This window comes from Streptomyces sp. NPDC046900 (assembly GCF_040644975.1).
In the GTDB taxonomy this organism is placed as follows: domain Bacteria; phylum Actinomycetota; class Actinomycetes; order Streptomycetales; family Streptomycetaceae; genus Streptomyces.
In genome coordinates, this window is sequence record NZ_JBEYXD010000019.1 from 40,372 (window position 1) to 54,238 (window position 13,867).

Annotated in this window: 13 protein-coding genes; 6 read left to right on the forward strand and 7 right to left on the reverse strand. The window is 69.3% G+C overall.

Going from position 1 to position 13,867, the window contains the following annotated elements:
• The first annotated feature begins 1 nt into the window (after position 1).
• Positions 2–727, forward strand: a complete 726-nt coding sequence (locus ABZ904_RS20560) for a ribonuclease BN (protein ID WP_359401668.1) — start codon at positions 2–4, stop codon at positions 725–727.
• A 232-nt stretch (positions 728–959) separates the two neighbouring features.
• On the opposite strand, the gene ABZ904_RS20565 is transcribed toward ABZ904_RS20560, so the two are convergent.
• Together ABZ904_RS20565 and ABZ904_RS20570 are read right to left on the reverse strand one after the other, a co-directional pair.
• Positions 960–2,117 (reverse strand): low temperature requirement protein A, encoded by a 1,158-nt coding sequence (locus ABZ904_RS20565; protein ID WP_361824978.1) that lies wholly within the window; start codon positions 2,115–2,117, stop codon positions 960–962.
• Between the two features lie 263 nt (positions 2,118–2,380).
• Positions 2,381–3,238 carry an aldo/keto reductase gene (locus tag ABZ904_RS20570; protein ID WP_361000738.1) on the reverse strand — a complete coding sequence of 286 codons (858 nt, stop codon included), beginning with the start codon at positions 3,236–3,238 and terminating at the stop codon, positions 2,381–2,383.
• A 457-nt stretch (positions 3,239–3,695) separates the two neighbouring features.
• Between ABZ904_RS20570 and tgmA the strand changes: the two genes are divergently transcribed.
• The 3 genes from tgmA to ABZ904_RS20585 all read left to right on the forward strand — a co-directional run bounded on the left by tgmA (position 3,696) and on the right by ABZ904_RS20585 (position 5,890).
• Entirely contained in the window at positions 3,696–3,887 is a 192-nt protein-coding gene (gene tgmA / locus ABZ904_RS20575) for a putative ATP-grasp-modified RiPP (protein ID WP_359401662.1), read from the forward strand.
• A 16-nt stretch (positions 3,888–3,903) separates the two neighbouring features.
• Complete coding sequence (gene tgmB, locus ABZ904_RS20580) at positions 3,904–4,881, forward strand: ATP-grasp ribosomal peptide maturase (RefSeq protein WP_359401659.1); 978 nt, start codon at positions 3,904–3,906, stop codon at positions 4,879–4,881.
• A gap of 187 nt (positions 4,882–5,068) precedes the next feature.
• Positions 5,069–5,890: a Cof-type HAD-IIB family hydrolase gene (locus tag ABZ904_RS20585; RefSeq protein ID WP_361824902.1), complete on the forward strand. Its 822-nt coding sequence runs from the start codon at positions 5,069–5,071 to the stop codon at positions 5,888–5,890.
• Positions 5,891–5,953: 63 nt separating this feature from the next.
• Here ABZ904_RS20585 and ABZ904_RS20590 read toward each other — a convergent pair whose 3' ends face one another.
• The 4 genes from ABZ904_RS20590 to ABZ904_RS20605 form a co-directional block, all read right to left on the reverse strand.
• Positions 5,954–6,718: an SDR family oxidoreductase gene (locus ABZ904_RS20590; RefSeq protein ID WP_361000729.1), complete on the reverse strand. Its 765-nt coding sequence runs from the start codon at positions 6,716–6,718 to the stop codon at positions 5,954–5,956.
• 64 nt (positions 6,719–6,782) lie between these two features.
• A complete protein-coding gene (locus ABZ904_RS20595; protein WP_361824904.1) occupies positions 6,783–8,261 on the reverse strand; it encodes an MFS transporter in 1,479 nt (492 codons plus the stop codon).
• 225 nt (positions 8,262–8,486) lie between these two features.
• The gene (locus tag ABZ904_RS20600; protein ID WP_361824906.1) at positions 8,487–9,719 is read right to left on the reverse strand and encodes an epoxide hydrolase family protein; all 1,233 of its coding nucleotides are present in this window, start codon (positions 9,717–9,719) and stop codon (positions 8,487–8,489) included.
• A 68-nt stretch (positions 9,720–9,787) separates the two neighbouring features.
• Positions 9,788–10,246, reverse strand: a complete 459-nt coding sequence (locus ABZ904_RS20605) for a nuclear transport factor 2 family protein (protein WP_359401644.1) — start codon at positions 10,244–10,246, stop codon at positions 9,788–9,790.
• Between the two features lie 311 nt (positions 10,247–10,557).
• Here ABZ904_RS20605 and ABZ904_RS20610 point away from each other — a divergent pair, with 311 nt between their 5' ends.
• The gene (locus ABZ904_RS20610) at positions 10,558–11,193 is read left to right on the forward strand and encodes a helix-turn-helix domain-containing protein (protein ID WP_359401641.1); all 636 of its coding nucleotides are present in this window, start codon (positions 10,558–10,560) and stop codon (positions 11,191–11,193) included.
• Positions 11,194–11,392: 199 nt separating this feature from the next.
• The gene (locus ABZ904_RS20615; RefSeq protein ID WP_361000789.1) at positions 11,393–12,307 is read left to right on the forward strand and encodes a quinone oxidoreductase; all 915 of its coding nucleotides are present in this window, start codon (positions 11,393–11,395) and stop codon (positions 12,305–12,307) included.
• 77 nt (positions 12,308–12,384) lie between these two features.
• Here ABZ904_RS20615 and ABZ904_RS20620 read toward each other — a convergent pair whose 3' ends face one another.
• Entirely contained in the window at positions 12,385–13,374 is a 990-nt protein-coding gene (locus tag ABZ904_RS20620) for an aldo/keto reductase (protein ID WP_359401638.1), read from the reverse strand.
• Positions 13,375–13,867 lie beyond the last annotated feature (493 nt).

Sequence of the window (13,867 nt, forward strand, 5' to 3'; positions counted from 1 at the left end):
AATGGAACTGATGCACCGGTCCATGGGGTTCGCCGCGCTGGCGCTGGTCACGCTGGCGCCGCTGCTGATCGTCGTGGCAGCGGCGTCGCCCTTCCAGCACCGCGGCTTCGCCTTCTGGGTGATCGACGGCATGAGCCTTTCGGGGCGCCCCGCGGACGCCGTGGAGCGCCTGTTCTCCGCTCCCCGCAATGTGCTCAGTGCCACCAGCGCCTTCAGCGTCCTCGCCCTCGCGCTCTTCGGGCTCACCTTCGCCTCCAGCGTGCAGACGGGCTACGAGAGGGTCTGGGACCTGCCCGCGGGCCGGTGGCACACGGTGTGGCGCCGCGCCGTGTGGCTCGCGGCTCTGACGGCGTATCTGTATGCCGAGGCGCAGAGCGGCGCGGTGCTCCCGACCGGGTTGTTCCAGTCCACCATGCGCATCACGCTCACCGTCCTCTTCGGCGTGCTCTTCTTCTGGTGGGGCCAGCACTTCCTGTTGGGCAGCCGTGTGTCGTGGCAGGCCCTGCTGCCCGGGGCGGTGTCGACCATGCTCGGCCTGGTCGGCCTGCGGTGGTTCTCCTACCAGGTGTTCTCCCCGCTCATCGTCAACAACGCGGTCACCTACGGCGCCCTGGGCACCACCCTCGTCGTGCAGTCCTGGCTCATCGGGGTCGGCTTCGTCGTGTTCGGAGGTGCCCTGCTGGGCCGCCACTTCCACGACGCCTACGTCGGGTGGCGGGCGGGGTGAGCCAGGCGGCGCACCGCGGTTCGCCGGGGGTGCGCGGCTGCCTGAACGTGGCTGTACGGAGGACCGGTATGCGTACAACGAGTGAGCCCCGCCCCTGAAAAAGGGCGGGGCTCACGTGAGAGCGCCGGGCAGGCCTTGCACCTGCATCTCCCCGCAGGAAGCGGGACGTCTTTCCTTGGACCACCAACGCACGGCCGAACGCCGGAAGTTGCGGCGCTCTGCGATGTACTCATCATAGCGTACGCCGGACGGCACCTGAGGGGGCCCCGCGGTGGCGCAGGGACAGGGACACCGCCACACTGAGCGCCGCGCCGATCCCGGCGCACAGCACCGCCCACGACCTCGCGAACGTGCAGGCGAGGATCGCGGCCGCGGTCACCGGCAGGACGCACTGCTGCGCGAGTGACCGTTTGTAGTGGCGCGCGTGCAGGAGCCAGGTGAAGAAGACGAATCCGGCAGCGGGGACGGTGACCGCGGCGGCGGCGCTCGATATGCCGATGTGCGCGTCTCCGACCGCCTGCCCGATCGCCACCTCGAGTCCCGCGCCGATCCCGGCCGCCATGGAGAAGACGAGATAGTGCCCGTACCCCCACAGGAAAGCGCTGCGGCCGGCCCGCAGATGCTCGTGGATGGGGACGGCGAAGTAGATCCAGTAGGCGGCGAACACGAGCAGCAGGCCCCCTGCCGCGATCGGCACCAGTTCCGTCGACCCGCCTCTGTCCAGAGCGCTCTGCACGGCGACGGTCGCGGCGGCGACCGTCTCGCCGAGGACGATCAGGGTGAACAGTCCGTAGCGTTCGGCGATGTGGTGGGGGTGCCAGGGGGTGGGGTAGGGGCGCTCGGCCAGCACGGGCACGGCGAGTTCCGCGGCCGCGAGCAGGACGAACACCCATGGCTTCGTCGCGCTGTACGGGAGGAAGCCGAACGCCACCCAGCCGATCTGCACGAGGACGACACCGACGGCGTACCGCAGGGCCGTGGCCTGCGCCGCGTCCTGCTCGCTGCGCGCCGCCCTGAGCCATTGGGTGGTCAGGCCCAGCCGCATCACCACGTAACCGACCACGACGATGGAGTAGTCCGTGTGGTCGAAGGCGCGAGGCACCCCCGCCGCCAGGATGAGGACACCCGCGATCTGCACCAGCGTGGTGAGCCGGTACGGGACGTCGTCCGTGTCGTACGCGGAGGCGAACCAGGTGAAGTTCATCCAGGCCCACCAGATGGCGAAGAAGATCATGGCGTAGCCCGCGACGCCCTGACCGGTGTGCCCGGCCTCCACGGCATGCGCCAGCCTGCTGCCGGCCTGCGCGACGGCCACCACGAAACACAAGTCGAACAGCAGCTCGAGCGGTGTGGCGACGCGGTGCGCTTCCCCTGGATCGCGCCTGACCATGGTCCGCAGCAATGGCCCCGCCGGGACTGTGCCGCCCGCCGGGCCTTCGACGCGTCCGCTCACGGTCTCCACTCCTTCCCGGCACCCGCCGCTGGTCGAGTGATGTGCCTTGAGTCGATCACATCATCCATGACGAGCGGGCCGTTCGTCAGGCCGGGGAGAGCGGCTCCGGGACCGGTTCGGCGGCACGCTGCCGGTATCGGCCGCCGGGGTGGGTGCGGGCGGTGGCCCGGACACAGGATCCGGACCACCGCACAAGGGGATCAGACGGCGTCCAGCTCGGCGAACTCCTCGGCCGTGAGCTCCAGTCCCGCGGCCGCCACCGAGTCGCGGATGGTCTCCGGGCGGCTGGATCCGGGGATGGGGACGACCACCGGCGACTTGGCCAGCATCCATGCCAGGCACACCTGCTGGGGGCTCACCCCGTGAGCCTCGGCGACGCGGGCGAACGGCGCGTAGACCGATCCGAGTTCACTCGCCCGGGAGATGCCGCCCAGCGGGCTCCACGGCAGGAAGGCGATACCGAGTTCGTCGCACAGCCGGAGCTCCGCCTCGCTGGAGCGGAACGCGGGCGAGAACTGGTTCTGGACGGAGACCAGACGGCCGCCGAGGATCTCACCGGCCTGGCGGATCTGGTCCGGGTCGGCGTTGGAGATGCCCGCCATGCGGATCTTGCCCTCGTCGAGGAGGTCCCGCACGGCACCGACGGACTCCGCGTAGGGGACCTCGGGGTCGGGACGGTGGAACTGGTAGAGGCCGATGGCCTCCACGCCCAGCCGGCGCAGCGAGGCTTCGCAGGCCTCCTTGATATGCCGGGGCGACCCGTCCAGGGTCCAGCTGCCGTCGCCGGGACGCAGATGGCCTCCCTTGGTGGCGACGAGGACGTCCGCGCCACGGTCGTGGGAGGCGAGGGCCTTGGCGATCAGGGTCTCGTTGTGACCGACCTCGTCGGCCTCGAGGTGATACGCGTCCGCGGTGTCGATGAACGTGACGCCCGCGTCGAGCGCCGCGTGGATGGTGGCGAGGGAACGCGCCTCGTCCGGCCTTCCCTCGATCGACATGGGCATACCGCCCAGACCGATCGCACTGACCTCGACGTCACCGATGCGGCGGGTGTGCATGAGCTCGTGCCTCTTTCAACTCTCGCTCGGAACCGTGCTCGGCCGGCCTCTGTCGGGGAAGACCCCGTCGGTGCCGGCACGTACACCAGCCTGGCCGCCCTGCGCTCAGAGGTCCAATAGAGGAATACGAACGCATTCAGCAGTACTTCAGCTGAATACTCCCCGGTCGGGCGGGCTCGGCGGCCCCGCAGCCCCGGTCGACGGACGTCCTGAGCGGTGACCGGATCCACAAGGCGCCGACGCACGTCCCACGCAACGGCGGGCAGATGAACGGAGGTCACACCGGCGATGTCCTGGCGGCAAGGTAAGAAAGGCCGCCCTCGGTTACGCACCGTGAGGCAACCATTCACTCGTTCGATTCGTATAACTCCGTGGAAGTACAGCGAGCCGGCAGGCGGAAGCAACGCCGGAGCGTGACCATCCGCTTGCCCGGGGAAGCACCGAACAAGGAGAGACGATGCGGCCGTTCGCACTCAACTACGCCCGCCACGCCGAGGATGCGGAGGTCAGCGCTCCGTACAGGTATGACTCCAGACTGCAGTTGAACGTGCTCCCCGACGGACGTATCGCCGCCCACGAATACGCAGTGTTGCGAGAGTGGGGGGCGACGACTTCCACCGCGGGCTCGAAAACGCACTTCGACGACTGATCACGGGTCGTCGACGATGACCGTGCTGATCCTTACCTGTGAACAGGATGTGACGGCGGACATGGTGGTGGCCGAGTTGAACGGAGCCGGTGTTCCGGTGGTCCGGCTCGACCCCGCGGACCTCCCTGGTGGTGTGGCGCTGTCCGGTGAGTACGCACACGGCTCCCTCCACGGACATCTGTCCGTCGGCGATCGTGTGGTGAGCACGAGCGGTCTGCGGTCCATATGGGTGCGCAGGCCCGGAGTTCCGGCCGCGCACGCCCCCGAACCGTCCGCCTGGCTGACCGAGGAGTCCGCGCAGGCTCTGTACGGGATGCTGCACGCCACCGGTGCGCGCTGGATGAACCGCCCCGACGCGGCCCGCCGGGCCCGCCAGAAGCCCTGGCAGCTCCATCTCGCCCAGCGCGTGGGACTCCCGGTACCGGCCACGCTGATCACGACCTTCCCGCAGGCCGCCCGGGACTTCGCCGAGCGCTTCCCCGATCTGGTGGTCAAGCCCGTCTCCGGCACGCACCCGGAGGACCCGCCGCGGGCCGTCCCCACCAGCCGTATCGCTCCGGACGCCGACTTCACCGCCGTCGCCTTCGGCCCGACCCTGCTGCAACGCCGGGTCGCCAAGTACGCCGACATCCGCCTCACCGCCGTCGGCGACCGCCTCCTGGCCGCCCGTAAGACGGCCGATCCGGACGCCGACGACATCGATGTCCGCTTCACCCCGTCCGACGACCCCTGGCGACCGGTGGACGTCCCGCCGCGCATCGCCACAGCCGTGCACGACTATCTGCGCCAGGCCGAACTGGCCTACGGCGCCTTCGACTTCGTGGAGGACGCCGACGGCATCTGGTGGTTCCTCGAGTGCAACCAGTCGGGCCAGTTCGGCTTCGTCGAGTTGGACACGGGCCAGCCGATCGCCCGCGCGCTGGCCGAATGGCTGGCACGTCATGAGCCGGAACCGGAGGCGAGCTTCACCAGTTCTGTCCCTGCGGCCCCTTGAGCGGGCGCGGGGCGCGTGCGCGCAATCCGATACCGGAAAGTCCTCGTGCCGACTCGCCACCAGGCGCACACAACTCGTCGACGCGGTCGACCCGCACACCTGGGAGGCTGCTCGCCGAACTCACGCCCGGGAAGCGCCGATTCACGCGGTCGGGCAGACCGGGTACCGACGCCGCTACGATGCGGCGGTGGTTGCCCGCCTGCCCAAACTGATCGCGACCGACCTGGACGGCACCCTGCTGGGCCGTGACGGTACCGTCTCCGCACGCACCCTGCGGGCCCTGCGCACCGTCGTCGAGGCGGGTGCCGACGTCGTCGTGGTGACGGCCCGCCCACCCCGGTACGTGGACGCCCTGGCCGCGGCGACGGGGCTGGGCGGCACGGCGATCTGCAGCAACGGCGCCCTCGTCTACGACCTGACCTCCCGTACCGTGATCCACTCCCGTCCGCTCGCGGTCTCGGCCGCCCGCACGGTCGCCACCGTGCTGAGCCGGGCCGTCCCGGGCATCGGCTTCGCCGTGGAGGCGGGTCTGAGGGTCCACTACGAACCGGCCTACACGATGCGGCACCCGGGCGACCGCGAGGCCGAGTTCGCTGTGCCTTCCGTTGCCCACCTGTGGGCGGTGGAGTCCCCCATCGTGAAGCTCCTCGCCCACTCCGCCGAGCACGAGGCCGACTTCCTCCTGACCGTCTCCGAGCGCCATGCCGCCGGCCACGCCCACTTCACCCACTCCGGCGGCCGGGGGCTGCTCGAGATCAGCGCCCCCGGCGTCACGAAGGCGGACACGCTCTCCGCCCTGTGCGCGACCCGCGGCATCGGCGCCGACGACGTGGTCGCCTTCGGTGACATGCCGAACGACCTGGCCATCCTGAAGTGGGCAGGTTCCGGCTACGCCATGGCGAACGCCCATCCCTCGGTCCGCGCAGCGGTGCCACGGCACACCGTCTCGAACGAGGAGGACGGGGTGGCACTGGTGCTGGAGGACCTCTTCAACGCTCCAGGAGCGTGAGGTGCCGACCGGCCGGTGTGCCGATCACCGTGCCGAGCGGCACCGCGATCGGCCTGCGAAGGCTCAGTACCCGGCAGTCAGCGCGCCGTCGACGGCGAGAGCCGCGCCGTTGATGAACGGGCTCTCGTCACTGATCAGGAAGGTGGCGAACGCGGCGATCTCCGTCTCGTCGGCGGCTCGGCCCGTCGGCTGCTTGTCGAGGAGGAAGCCCGCGGCTTCCGGGCTGCTCTCGACGACACCGCGCCACAGCGGAGTGTTCACCAGGCCCGTCACCAGGGCATTGACCCGCACGCCTTCTCTGGCCGCGTCGAGCGCCGTGGAACGGGTGAGGCCCACGACCCCGTGCTTGGCAGCCGAGTAGGCCACGGCCGCCGGATCACCCACCACACCGACCACGGATGCGTTGTTGACGATGGAGCCGCCGCCGCTGGCCACGATCGCCGGAATCTCGTACTTGAGGCTGTAGAAGACGCTGGTCAGGTTGAGGGCGACGGCACGGTCCCAGAAGGACGCGTCGATGTCCCGGATCGCTCCCTGACTGTTGCCGCCGCCCGCGTTGTTGAAAGCGCCGTGCAGGCCGCCGAACTCCCTGACGGCGACGTCGACCAGGTGGGCGACCTCCTCCTCGACCGTCACATCAGTCGGGACGAACAGGGCCTTGCCGCCCTCGCGGGCGATCTCCGCCGCGGTCGCCTCGCCGCGCTCCTTGTCACGGGCTCCGATGAGCACGGTCGCGCCCTCGGACGCGGCTCGCCGGGCGAAGGCCGCGCCCATACCGGAGGTGCCTCCGGTGACGATGACGACCTTGGACTGAAGACGGTGGGACATGGTTCTCCTTTCGTTGCCCGGCATGCGGGAGCTGCCGTGCGCGCAGGTGTGAGCGGACTTCGCCTCAGTGGACCGGGGCCGGCACTTCCAGGGCCTCTGTCTCGGCCGCGGACGCGCTGTGGTCCGGGCGGGGGGCGTTGACCGCGATGAACGAGAACAGCGCGGACAGGACCAGGAAGCCGACGGCCCACCAGTAGGCCGTGCTGAATCCGTGGACCAGTGCGGCGTCGGTCGCCGCCCTGCCGTGTGCGTGGGAGGCGAGGTAGGCGGTGGTGGAGCTGGCGGCGACGGTGTTGAGCAGGGCGGTGCCGACCGAGCCGCCGACCTGCTGGGAGGTGCCGACCATGGCGGAGGCGATGCCTGCGTCCTGAGGGGCGACTCCGTGGGTGCCCAGGCTCATGGCGGGCATGAAGGCGGTGCCGATACCGACGCCGGTGATGATCTCGGCGACGGCGAGGAGGCCGTAGGAGCTGTCCCTGTCCAGCAGGGCGAGCAGGAGCACACCGAGCCCGCTGACGAGGTAGCCGGCGGCCATCAGCAGGCCGGGGCGCATCCGGGCGGACAGCCGGGTGCCGACGACCATGGAGCCGAAGCCCTGCGCGACCCCCAGCGGCACGAACGCGAAGCCGGTCGCGACCGGGGAGTAGCCCCTGACGAGCTGCAGGTAGTAGCTGAGGAAGAGGAACATGCCGAACATGCTCATGACGCCGAAGCCGACGGAGAGATAGGCGCCGGCCCGGTTGCGTTCGGTCAGCACATGCAGCGGGAGCAGCGGGGACCTGATCCTGCTCTGCGCGATCAGGAAGGCCAGCAGGAGCACCACGCTCACGATGAGCATGGTGAGGGTGAGGCCGGAGCCCCAGCCGCGGCTCTCGGCCTCGGAGAAGCCGAAGACCAGGGCGACCAGTCCGAGGGTGGCGAGGATCGCGCCGGGTACGTCGATGCGGCTGTGCTTTTCCTCGTTGGGGATGTCGTGCACCACGGTGAGGGCGCCGATGATGCCGATGACGGCGATCGGGATGTTGACGAACATGGACCAGCGCCAGTTCAGGTACTGAGTGAGGACGCCGCCCAGGAGCAGGCCGAGGACACCGCCCGCGGTGGCGATGGCGCCGTAGATGCCGAAGGCCTTGGCCCGCTCCCTGGCGTCGGTGAAGGTCAGCGATATCAGGGCGAGCGCGGCGGGGGCGAGCAGCGCGCCGAAGACACCCTGGCCGGCCCGGGCGACCAGCAGGGTGCCGAGGTTGCCCGCGGCTCCGCCCAGTGCTGAGGCCAAGGCGAAGCCGACCAGGCCGATGGTGAAGGTCCGCTTGCGGCCCAGCAGGTCGCCCAGTCGGCCGCCCAGGATGAGCAGACCGCCGAAGGCCAGTCCGTAGGCGGTGATGACCCACTGGCGGCCGTTGTCGGAGAAGTGCAGCGCATCCTGGGCGGACGGCAGCGCGATGTTCATGACCGCACTGTCCAGGAACACCATCAACTGGGCGATGGAGATGAAGAACAGCGCCGCCCAGCGGCGGGGGTTGGGGTGACTTGTTGCAGACATGGGAAAGGCAGATCTCTCGTGCAGGAGGAGGCATTACGAGCGGGTGATGCGGAGCTTCGGGACGCGGCATCGTTCGAAGACGCCGCCCTTCGACGGGTGGGTGAGCCCGCGACGCATTGCTGAGCCCGATGGGCATGTGCCGCGACGAGAACGCGGGGACGTGCGGGAGGCAGGCGGCCGAGCCGGTCCGTGCGGGGACCGTTCCGGGGGGTCAGCTCGGGGGTGTCAGCGCAGCTTGCGGAACGTCTCGCGGACGTCGCCCACAAAGGCCTCGGGGTTCTCGAAGTGGCCGAAGTGGCCGCCTTTTTCGTGTGCGTTGACGTTGACCACGTTGAACAGGCTCCGAGTGGGCCCGTTCTCGAAAGCGGCGATGCGCTCCTCGACCGTGCGTACGCCCGGCGGGTAGACGTCGCCGAGCAGGAAGGTGAATCCGGCCGGGGGCTCGACCATCGGCTGCCGGCCGTGCAGCGGCGTCCAGGGGTGGCGGATGGTGTTGCGGTACATGCGGATGGAGGAGCCGATGGACTGCGTCACCCAGAAGGTCGTGGCCTGGGCGAGGATGAAGTCCCGGGAGAAGACCGCGTCGAAGTCGCCGTTCTTGTCGCTCCACTTCTTCCACCGCTGCAGCAGCCAGGCGAGCATGCCGATCGGGGAGTCGTGCAGGCCGTGCGAGAGGGTCGACGCGTCCAGCATGTGCACGGCCACGTGGGAGGCGTAGGTCGAGTGCATCTTGAGGATGTCCGCACGCAGCTCCGGTGAGGCGTCTGCGGGGATCTGCTCACCGCCTGTGAGGTCCCAGTAGCGGTCGTGCTGGAACATGCCCGGGGGAAGGTCGTGGCCGTAGTGCAGGCCGATGATGCTGTCGCCGTACTTGTGGCCGAGGGCGCTGTTGACCAGGGCCCCGTAGTCGCTGCCCAGCGAGCCGTACTTCTCGTAGCCGAGGACCTCGGTCATCAGGGTGTGGAGGATGTCGGCGATCTTCCAGTAGTTCAGGTCACCCCTGCCGACCGGGGTGGACCAGCCGAAGCCGGGCAGGGTCGGCATGATGACGTCGAAGGAGTCGGCCGGGTCGCCCCCGTGGGCGGCTGGGTCCGTCATCGGGGCGATCAGCGGGTGGCTGAACTCACCCGGCCACGGCCAGCCGTGCAGGACCAGAAGGGGCGTCGGGTTCGGGCCCTTGCCGCGCTCGTGGATGAAGTGCAGCGGGGTGCCGTCGATCTCGACCTTGAACTGGCTGTACCCGTTCAGGCGCTCCTCCGCCCCGCGCCAGTCGAACCCGTCGGCCCAGTACTCGACCAGCGGCTTGAGGTAGGCGGTGCTCAGGCCGTAGTACTCCTCCTCGTTGTCCAGGTCGTCGAAGAAACGGGTCGCCTTCAGACGGGACTTGAGGTCGTCCAGGACGTCCTGCGCCACATCGATCGTGAACCGCTCCGGCGAACGGTTGCTGTCGTCACTCATGAAGCACTGCTTTCTTACGAAGGTGGGGAGGGGAAGACCGGTGCCCAGTCGTGCGGGTCACCGCGGTGTCAGGAGGTGAGGTCCAGACGCAGCCGGGTCAGCTTGAGCTCGGCGATGTACCAGGAGCCGTCGACCTGGACGAACCGCGCGTGGTAGTGGCCGAAGCCGTGCATCCCCTTGAACGGGAACACCTCGGACACCTCGGCGTCCTCGGGCCGGGTGATGATGTCCTCCATCGCCCACACGCCCTGGGCCGAGGTCGGCGACTCGACGTCGATCTCGTCCGAGAACAGGTGGTGGACCAGCACATGGCCCGGGCCCCCGGCGGCACCGACCGTCGCCGCGATCTCCTCACGGCCCTCCATACGCAGCCACACAGAGCCGTCCGGCTTGAGCGGGGTGAACGTGCCGTCCGGCGTGAACAGACCCGCCAGGTCCTGCCAGCGCTGGTGATCCGCGTAGCGGACGTAGCGCGCCATCAGACGGCGAAGATCCTCGATGGTGCTCAGACGCTCGACAGCGTCCATGCCCGATCACCTTCCATTCGGTTTCAGTGGTGTGCGTCCGGCTAGCGGCGGCAGTGGGAAAGAGCGGCCTCAGCAGCCGAGACGACCGGCGCCTGAACGGCGCACGACCAGCCCGTTCACCCAAGCGGACCGGGCGGTCATGTTGACCGTAACACGAAAGCGGACCAAGCGGTCATGTTGCGCGTCACAACATGACCGGTAGGTCACATTGATTTGCCGTCAACATGACTGACCGGTCACATTCACCGGTCCCGAATGTGACCGAGCGGTCCGGTTGCATTAGACTCGATTGAGGAAGAGGGAGGACCGCCATGACGAACCCGGCAGGGAAGCCGATGCGCAGCGACGCCGTACGAACCAGGAAGCTCCTGGTGGACGCGGCGACGGAGGCATTCGCCGAACAGGGCACGGAGGTGTCCGTCGCACAGATCGCGGAGCGCGCCGGGATCGGCAAGGGGACAGTGTTCCGACACTTCCCCACAAAGGACGATCTTCTGGCGGCGATCGTCACCGAGAAGATGTACGCCCTCGCGGCGACCGGTGAGCGACTGACGCAGGCCGAGGACCCGGCACACGCACTGCACGAGTTCATGAGCGCCGGGATCGAGTTGCAGGTGGAGGACCGTGCCTTCTGCGAGGTCGTCCACGGGGTGGCTCCCCATCATCCCGAAGTGCGCAACAGCCAGGAGACGCTGAATGCGGTCACCGACGCGCTGACCGACCGCGCCCGCCGGCACGGAGCCATCCGCCAGGACATCACCGGTCAGGACATCTCGCTGCTGATGAGCGGGATCTACCAGACGGCATCCCCGCTGCAGGCGACGCAGCCGCATCTGTGGCGGCGCTATCTGCACCTGGTCTTCGACGGCTTGCAAGCCGCCGACGCGCCGACACTGCCTGGCCCCCCGCCCCACCCCGAGACCCCGGCCACCCCCGCCCGCCTCTAATGCTCAGGCCCGGGCCGGGTCTCCAATGCCTCTGGCCCCGGCCGGGTCAGGCCGCCGGCAGCCGCACTACCCGCCGCCGTCCGCCCTCTATCGGGGTGCCTGCCTCGACCTGTGGCGGTTCAGGCGGACGCCGCACCGGTCGCCTGCACCGCAATGATTCACCGCGTTTCGCTCGCCGGGCAGAGACGACCATTGGTTTCTGCCTGAAAGGAGTTGTCTCGGCCCCGGCGAGGCGCTCGTGCGGCTCGGCGCCGCGGGCGTGAACTACATGGACACGGGCATACGGCAGCAGGGCGCCACCGGCTGGGCCGCGCCGCTGGTCCTGGGCGCGGAAGGGGAGGGTCGCGTCATCGCGCTCGGCGAGGGCGTCGACGGGCTGACCATCGGTGACCGCGTGGCCTGGTATGACCACCCCGGCAGCTACGCCGAGCTCATCGCCATCCCCGCCGACTCACTGGTGAAGATCCCCGAGGGCATCGCCGACGAGACGGCGGCCGCAGTGATGTTGCAGGGGATCACGGCACACCACATGATCACGGAGACCTACCGGGTCAAGCCCGGCGACACGGCTGTGGTGCACGCGGCGGCGGGTGGCGTGGGCCTCCTGCTGACGCAGATGGCCAAGGCCCGAGGCGCCACGGTGATCGGCCTCGTCTCCCGCGACGAGAAGGTGGCGACAGCGCGGGACGCCGGCGCCGACCACGTCCTCGTGTGGTCCGGCGGCGGCTTCGAGGACCGGATCAGGGAGTTGACCGGGGGCGAGGGCGCCCATGTCGTCTACGACGGCGGCGGCACTCCGACGTTCCGGTCGTCGCAGCTCGCGCTGCGCTCGCACGGAGTGCACGCCTACTACGGCCCGATGATGGGCGTGCCGTCCATCAGGCCGAACGACCTGCCCCGCAGCATCTTCCTGTCGTACCCGGTGCTGCACGATCACGTGCCCACACGCGAGGCCCTGGTCCGACGCACCGGCGAGATCTTCGACATGATCCTCGCCAAGAAGCTCACACCACTCGTCGGAGGCCGCTACCCCTTGAAGGAAGCGGCGCGGGCCCACAAGGACATCGAATCACGCACGACCGTCGGAAAGCTGCTGCTCACCCCTGGCCGCTGAGTCGAAGGCCATGCCCGCGCCGTGGACAGGGCACGTTACCCGGGTTCAGGATCTGCCGAACCGATGAGTGTCCCGGCCTAACGGTTCACGGACGACATACCGGCCTCGTCGTAGCGCTGTCCGGCAGCCTCCGGGAGTTCGGCGTCGATACGCGCGAGATCGTCCTTCGTCAGCTCCACATCCACCGCGCCGACGTTCTGTTCGAGGTAGGAGCGGCGCTTGGTGCCCGGGATCGGGACCAGGCCCTCGCCCCGCGCCAGCACCCAGGCGATCGCGAGCTGCGCCGGCGTGACGTCCTTCTCGGCGGCGATCTCCTTCACCTTCTCGGCGAGCCTGAGGTTCGCGTTGAGGTTGTCGCCGGTGAAACGGGGTCCGCTGCGCCGGAAGTCGCCCTCGTCCAGTTCCTCCGGGGAGGAGAACCGGCCCGCGAGGAAGCCGCGTCCCAGCGGCGAGTAGGGCACGAACCCGATCCCGAGCTCACGGCATGCGGGCAGCACCTCGGCCTCCGGGTCGCGGCTCCACAGCGAGTACTCGGTCTGCACCGCGGTGATCGGATGGACGGCGTGGGCACGGCGGATCGTCTCCGCCCCCGCCTCGCTCAGGCCGATGTGGCGTACCTTGCCCTCCGCGACCAGTTCCGCCAGCGCCCCGACGGTCTCCTCGATCGGCACATCGGGGTCGACACGGTGCTGGTAGTAGAGGTCCACGTAGTCGGTCCCGAGCCGTTTGAGCGAGCCGTGGATCGAACTGCGTACGTGTTCCGCCGAACCGTCCTGCTTCCCGATGGTGCTCATGTCACCCGGGACGGCGTTGTCCATCCGGTAGTTGAACTTCGTAGCGATCACATACTCGTCACGGTGGCCTTTGATCGCGCGTCCGACCAGCGACTCGTTCGTGAGCGGTCCGTACAGCTGGGCGGTGTCGAGGAAATTGACACCCAGTTCGAGGGCGCGCTGGATGGTCTTGATGCCCTCTTCCTCGTCGGTCGTGCCGTAGAAGGCGGACATCCCCATGCAGCCGAGGCCGATGGCCGAGACCTCCAGGTCCCCAAGCATGCGCTGCTTCATGTTCCCCGCAGCCTTTCGTCGCGATTGTCGTTGTGCTGTTCGACGGGCTCGGACCTCGCCCGGCCCCTTCCGCCCCGGCGAGCCGGGCCCGTCGCCTCCCGGCCGCCGCACCGGAGCCCGCGAGGCGCCATCACCTCCATGGAGCAACCGGTCGTGTGAATCGGCATCTCGGCGGCGCGATGCCGACGCAGTGAACGCTAGGACTTCGCGTGCGCTCGAAGTCAAGGGCCACTTGGCCAAGGGGCCCCTTCGGGCGACGACCATCTGCTGGTCCGGGCCTCCCCTGTCCTGCCGGGCGGAGGCCGCAACCCGGACGGGCTATCGCAGGACCATGGGTCGCGTACCCGTCTGCCGCACGGATATCCCTGCCCAGGGCGTCCGTCGGCCCGGCCCGGGGCCACAACCCGCCGGGCGATCTTCAGGCCGTTCCCACACCCTGGTCGCGAGGCCCGCCCGAGCCGGGCAGCCGCTCCGCGGGACATCACCCCCCTCC

What these genes read in the sequence shown, in the direction of transcription:
- ABZ904_RS20620 (WP_359401638.1), bottom strand. Translation starts at nt 13,374, where the DNA reads ATGAAGCAGCGCATGCTTGGGGACCTGGAGGTCTCGGCCATCGGCCTC.
- ABZ904_RS20605 (WP_359401644.1), bottom strand. Translation starts at nt 10,246, where the DNA reads ATGGACGCTGTCGAGCGTCTGAGCACCATCGAGGATCTTCGCCGTCTG.
- ABZ904_RS20600 (WP_361824906.1), bottom strand. Translation starts at nt 9,719, where the DNA reads ATGAGTGACGACAGCAACCGTTCGCCGGAGCGGTTCACGATCGATGTG.
- ABZ904_RS20570 (WP_361000738.1), bottom strand. Translation starts at nt 3,238, where the DNA reads ATGCACACCCGCCGCATCGGTGACGTCGAGGTCAGTGCGATCGGTCTG.
- ABZ904_RS20590 (WP_361000729.1), bottom strand. Translation starts at nt 6,718, where the DNA reads ATGTCCCACCGTCTTCAGTCCAAGGTCGTCATCGTCACCGGAGGCACC.
- ABZ904_RS20610 (WP_359401641.1), top strand. Translation starts at nt 10,558, where the DNA reads ATGACGAACCCGGCAGGGAAGCCGATGCGCAGCGACGCCGTACGAACC.
- ABZ904_RS20560 (WP_359401668.1), top strand. Translation starts at nt 2, where the DNA reads ATGGAACTGATGCACCGGTCCATGGGGTTCGCCGCGCTGGCGCTGGTC.
- ABZ904_RS20565 (WP_361824978.1), bottom strand. Translation starts at nt 2,117, where the DNA reads ATGGTCAGGCGCGATCCAGGGGAAGCGCACCGCGTCGCCACACCGCTC.
- ABZ904_RS20595 (WP_361824904.1), bottom strand. Translation starts at nt 8,261, where the DNA reads ATGTCTGCAACAAGTCACCCCAACCCCCGCCGCTGGGCGGCGCTGTTC.
- tgmA (WP_359401662.1), top strand. Translation starts at nt 3,696, where the DNA reads ATGCGGCCGTTCGCACTCAACTACGCCCGCCACGCCGAGGATGCGGAG.
- tgmB (WP_359401659.1), top strand. Translation starts at nt 3,904, where the DNA reads ATGACCGTGCTGATCCTTACCTGTGAACAGGATGTGACGGCGGACATG.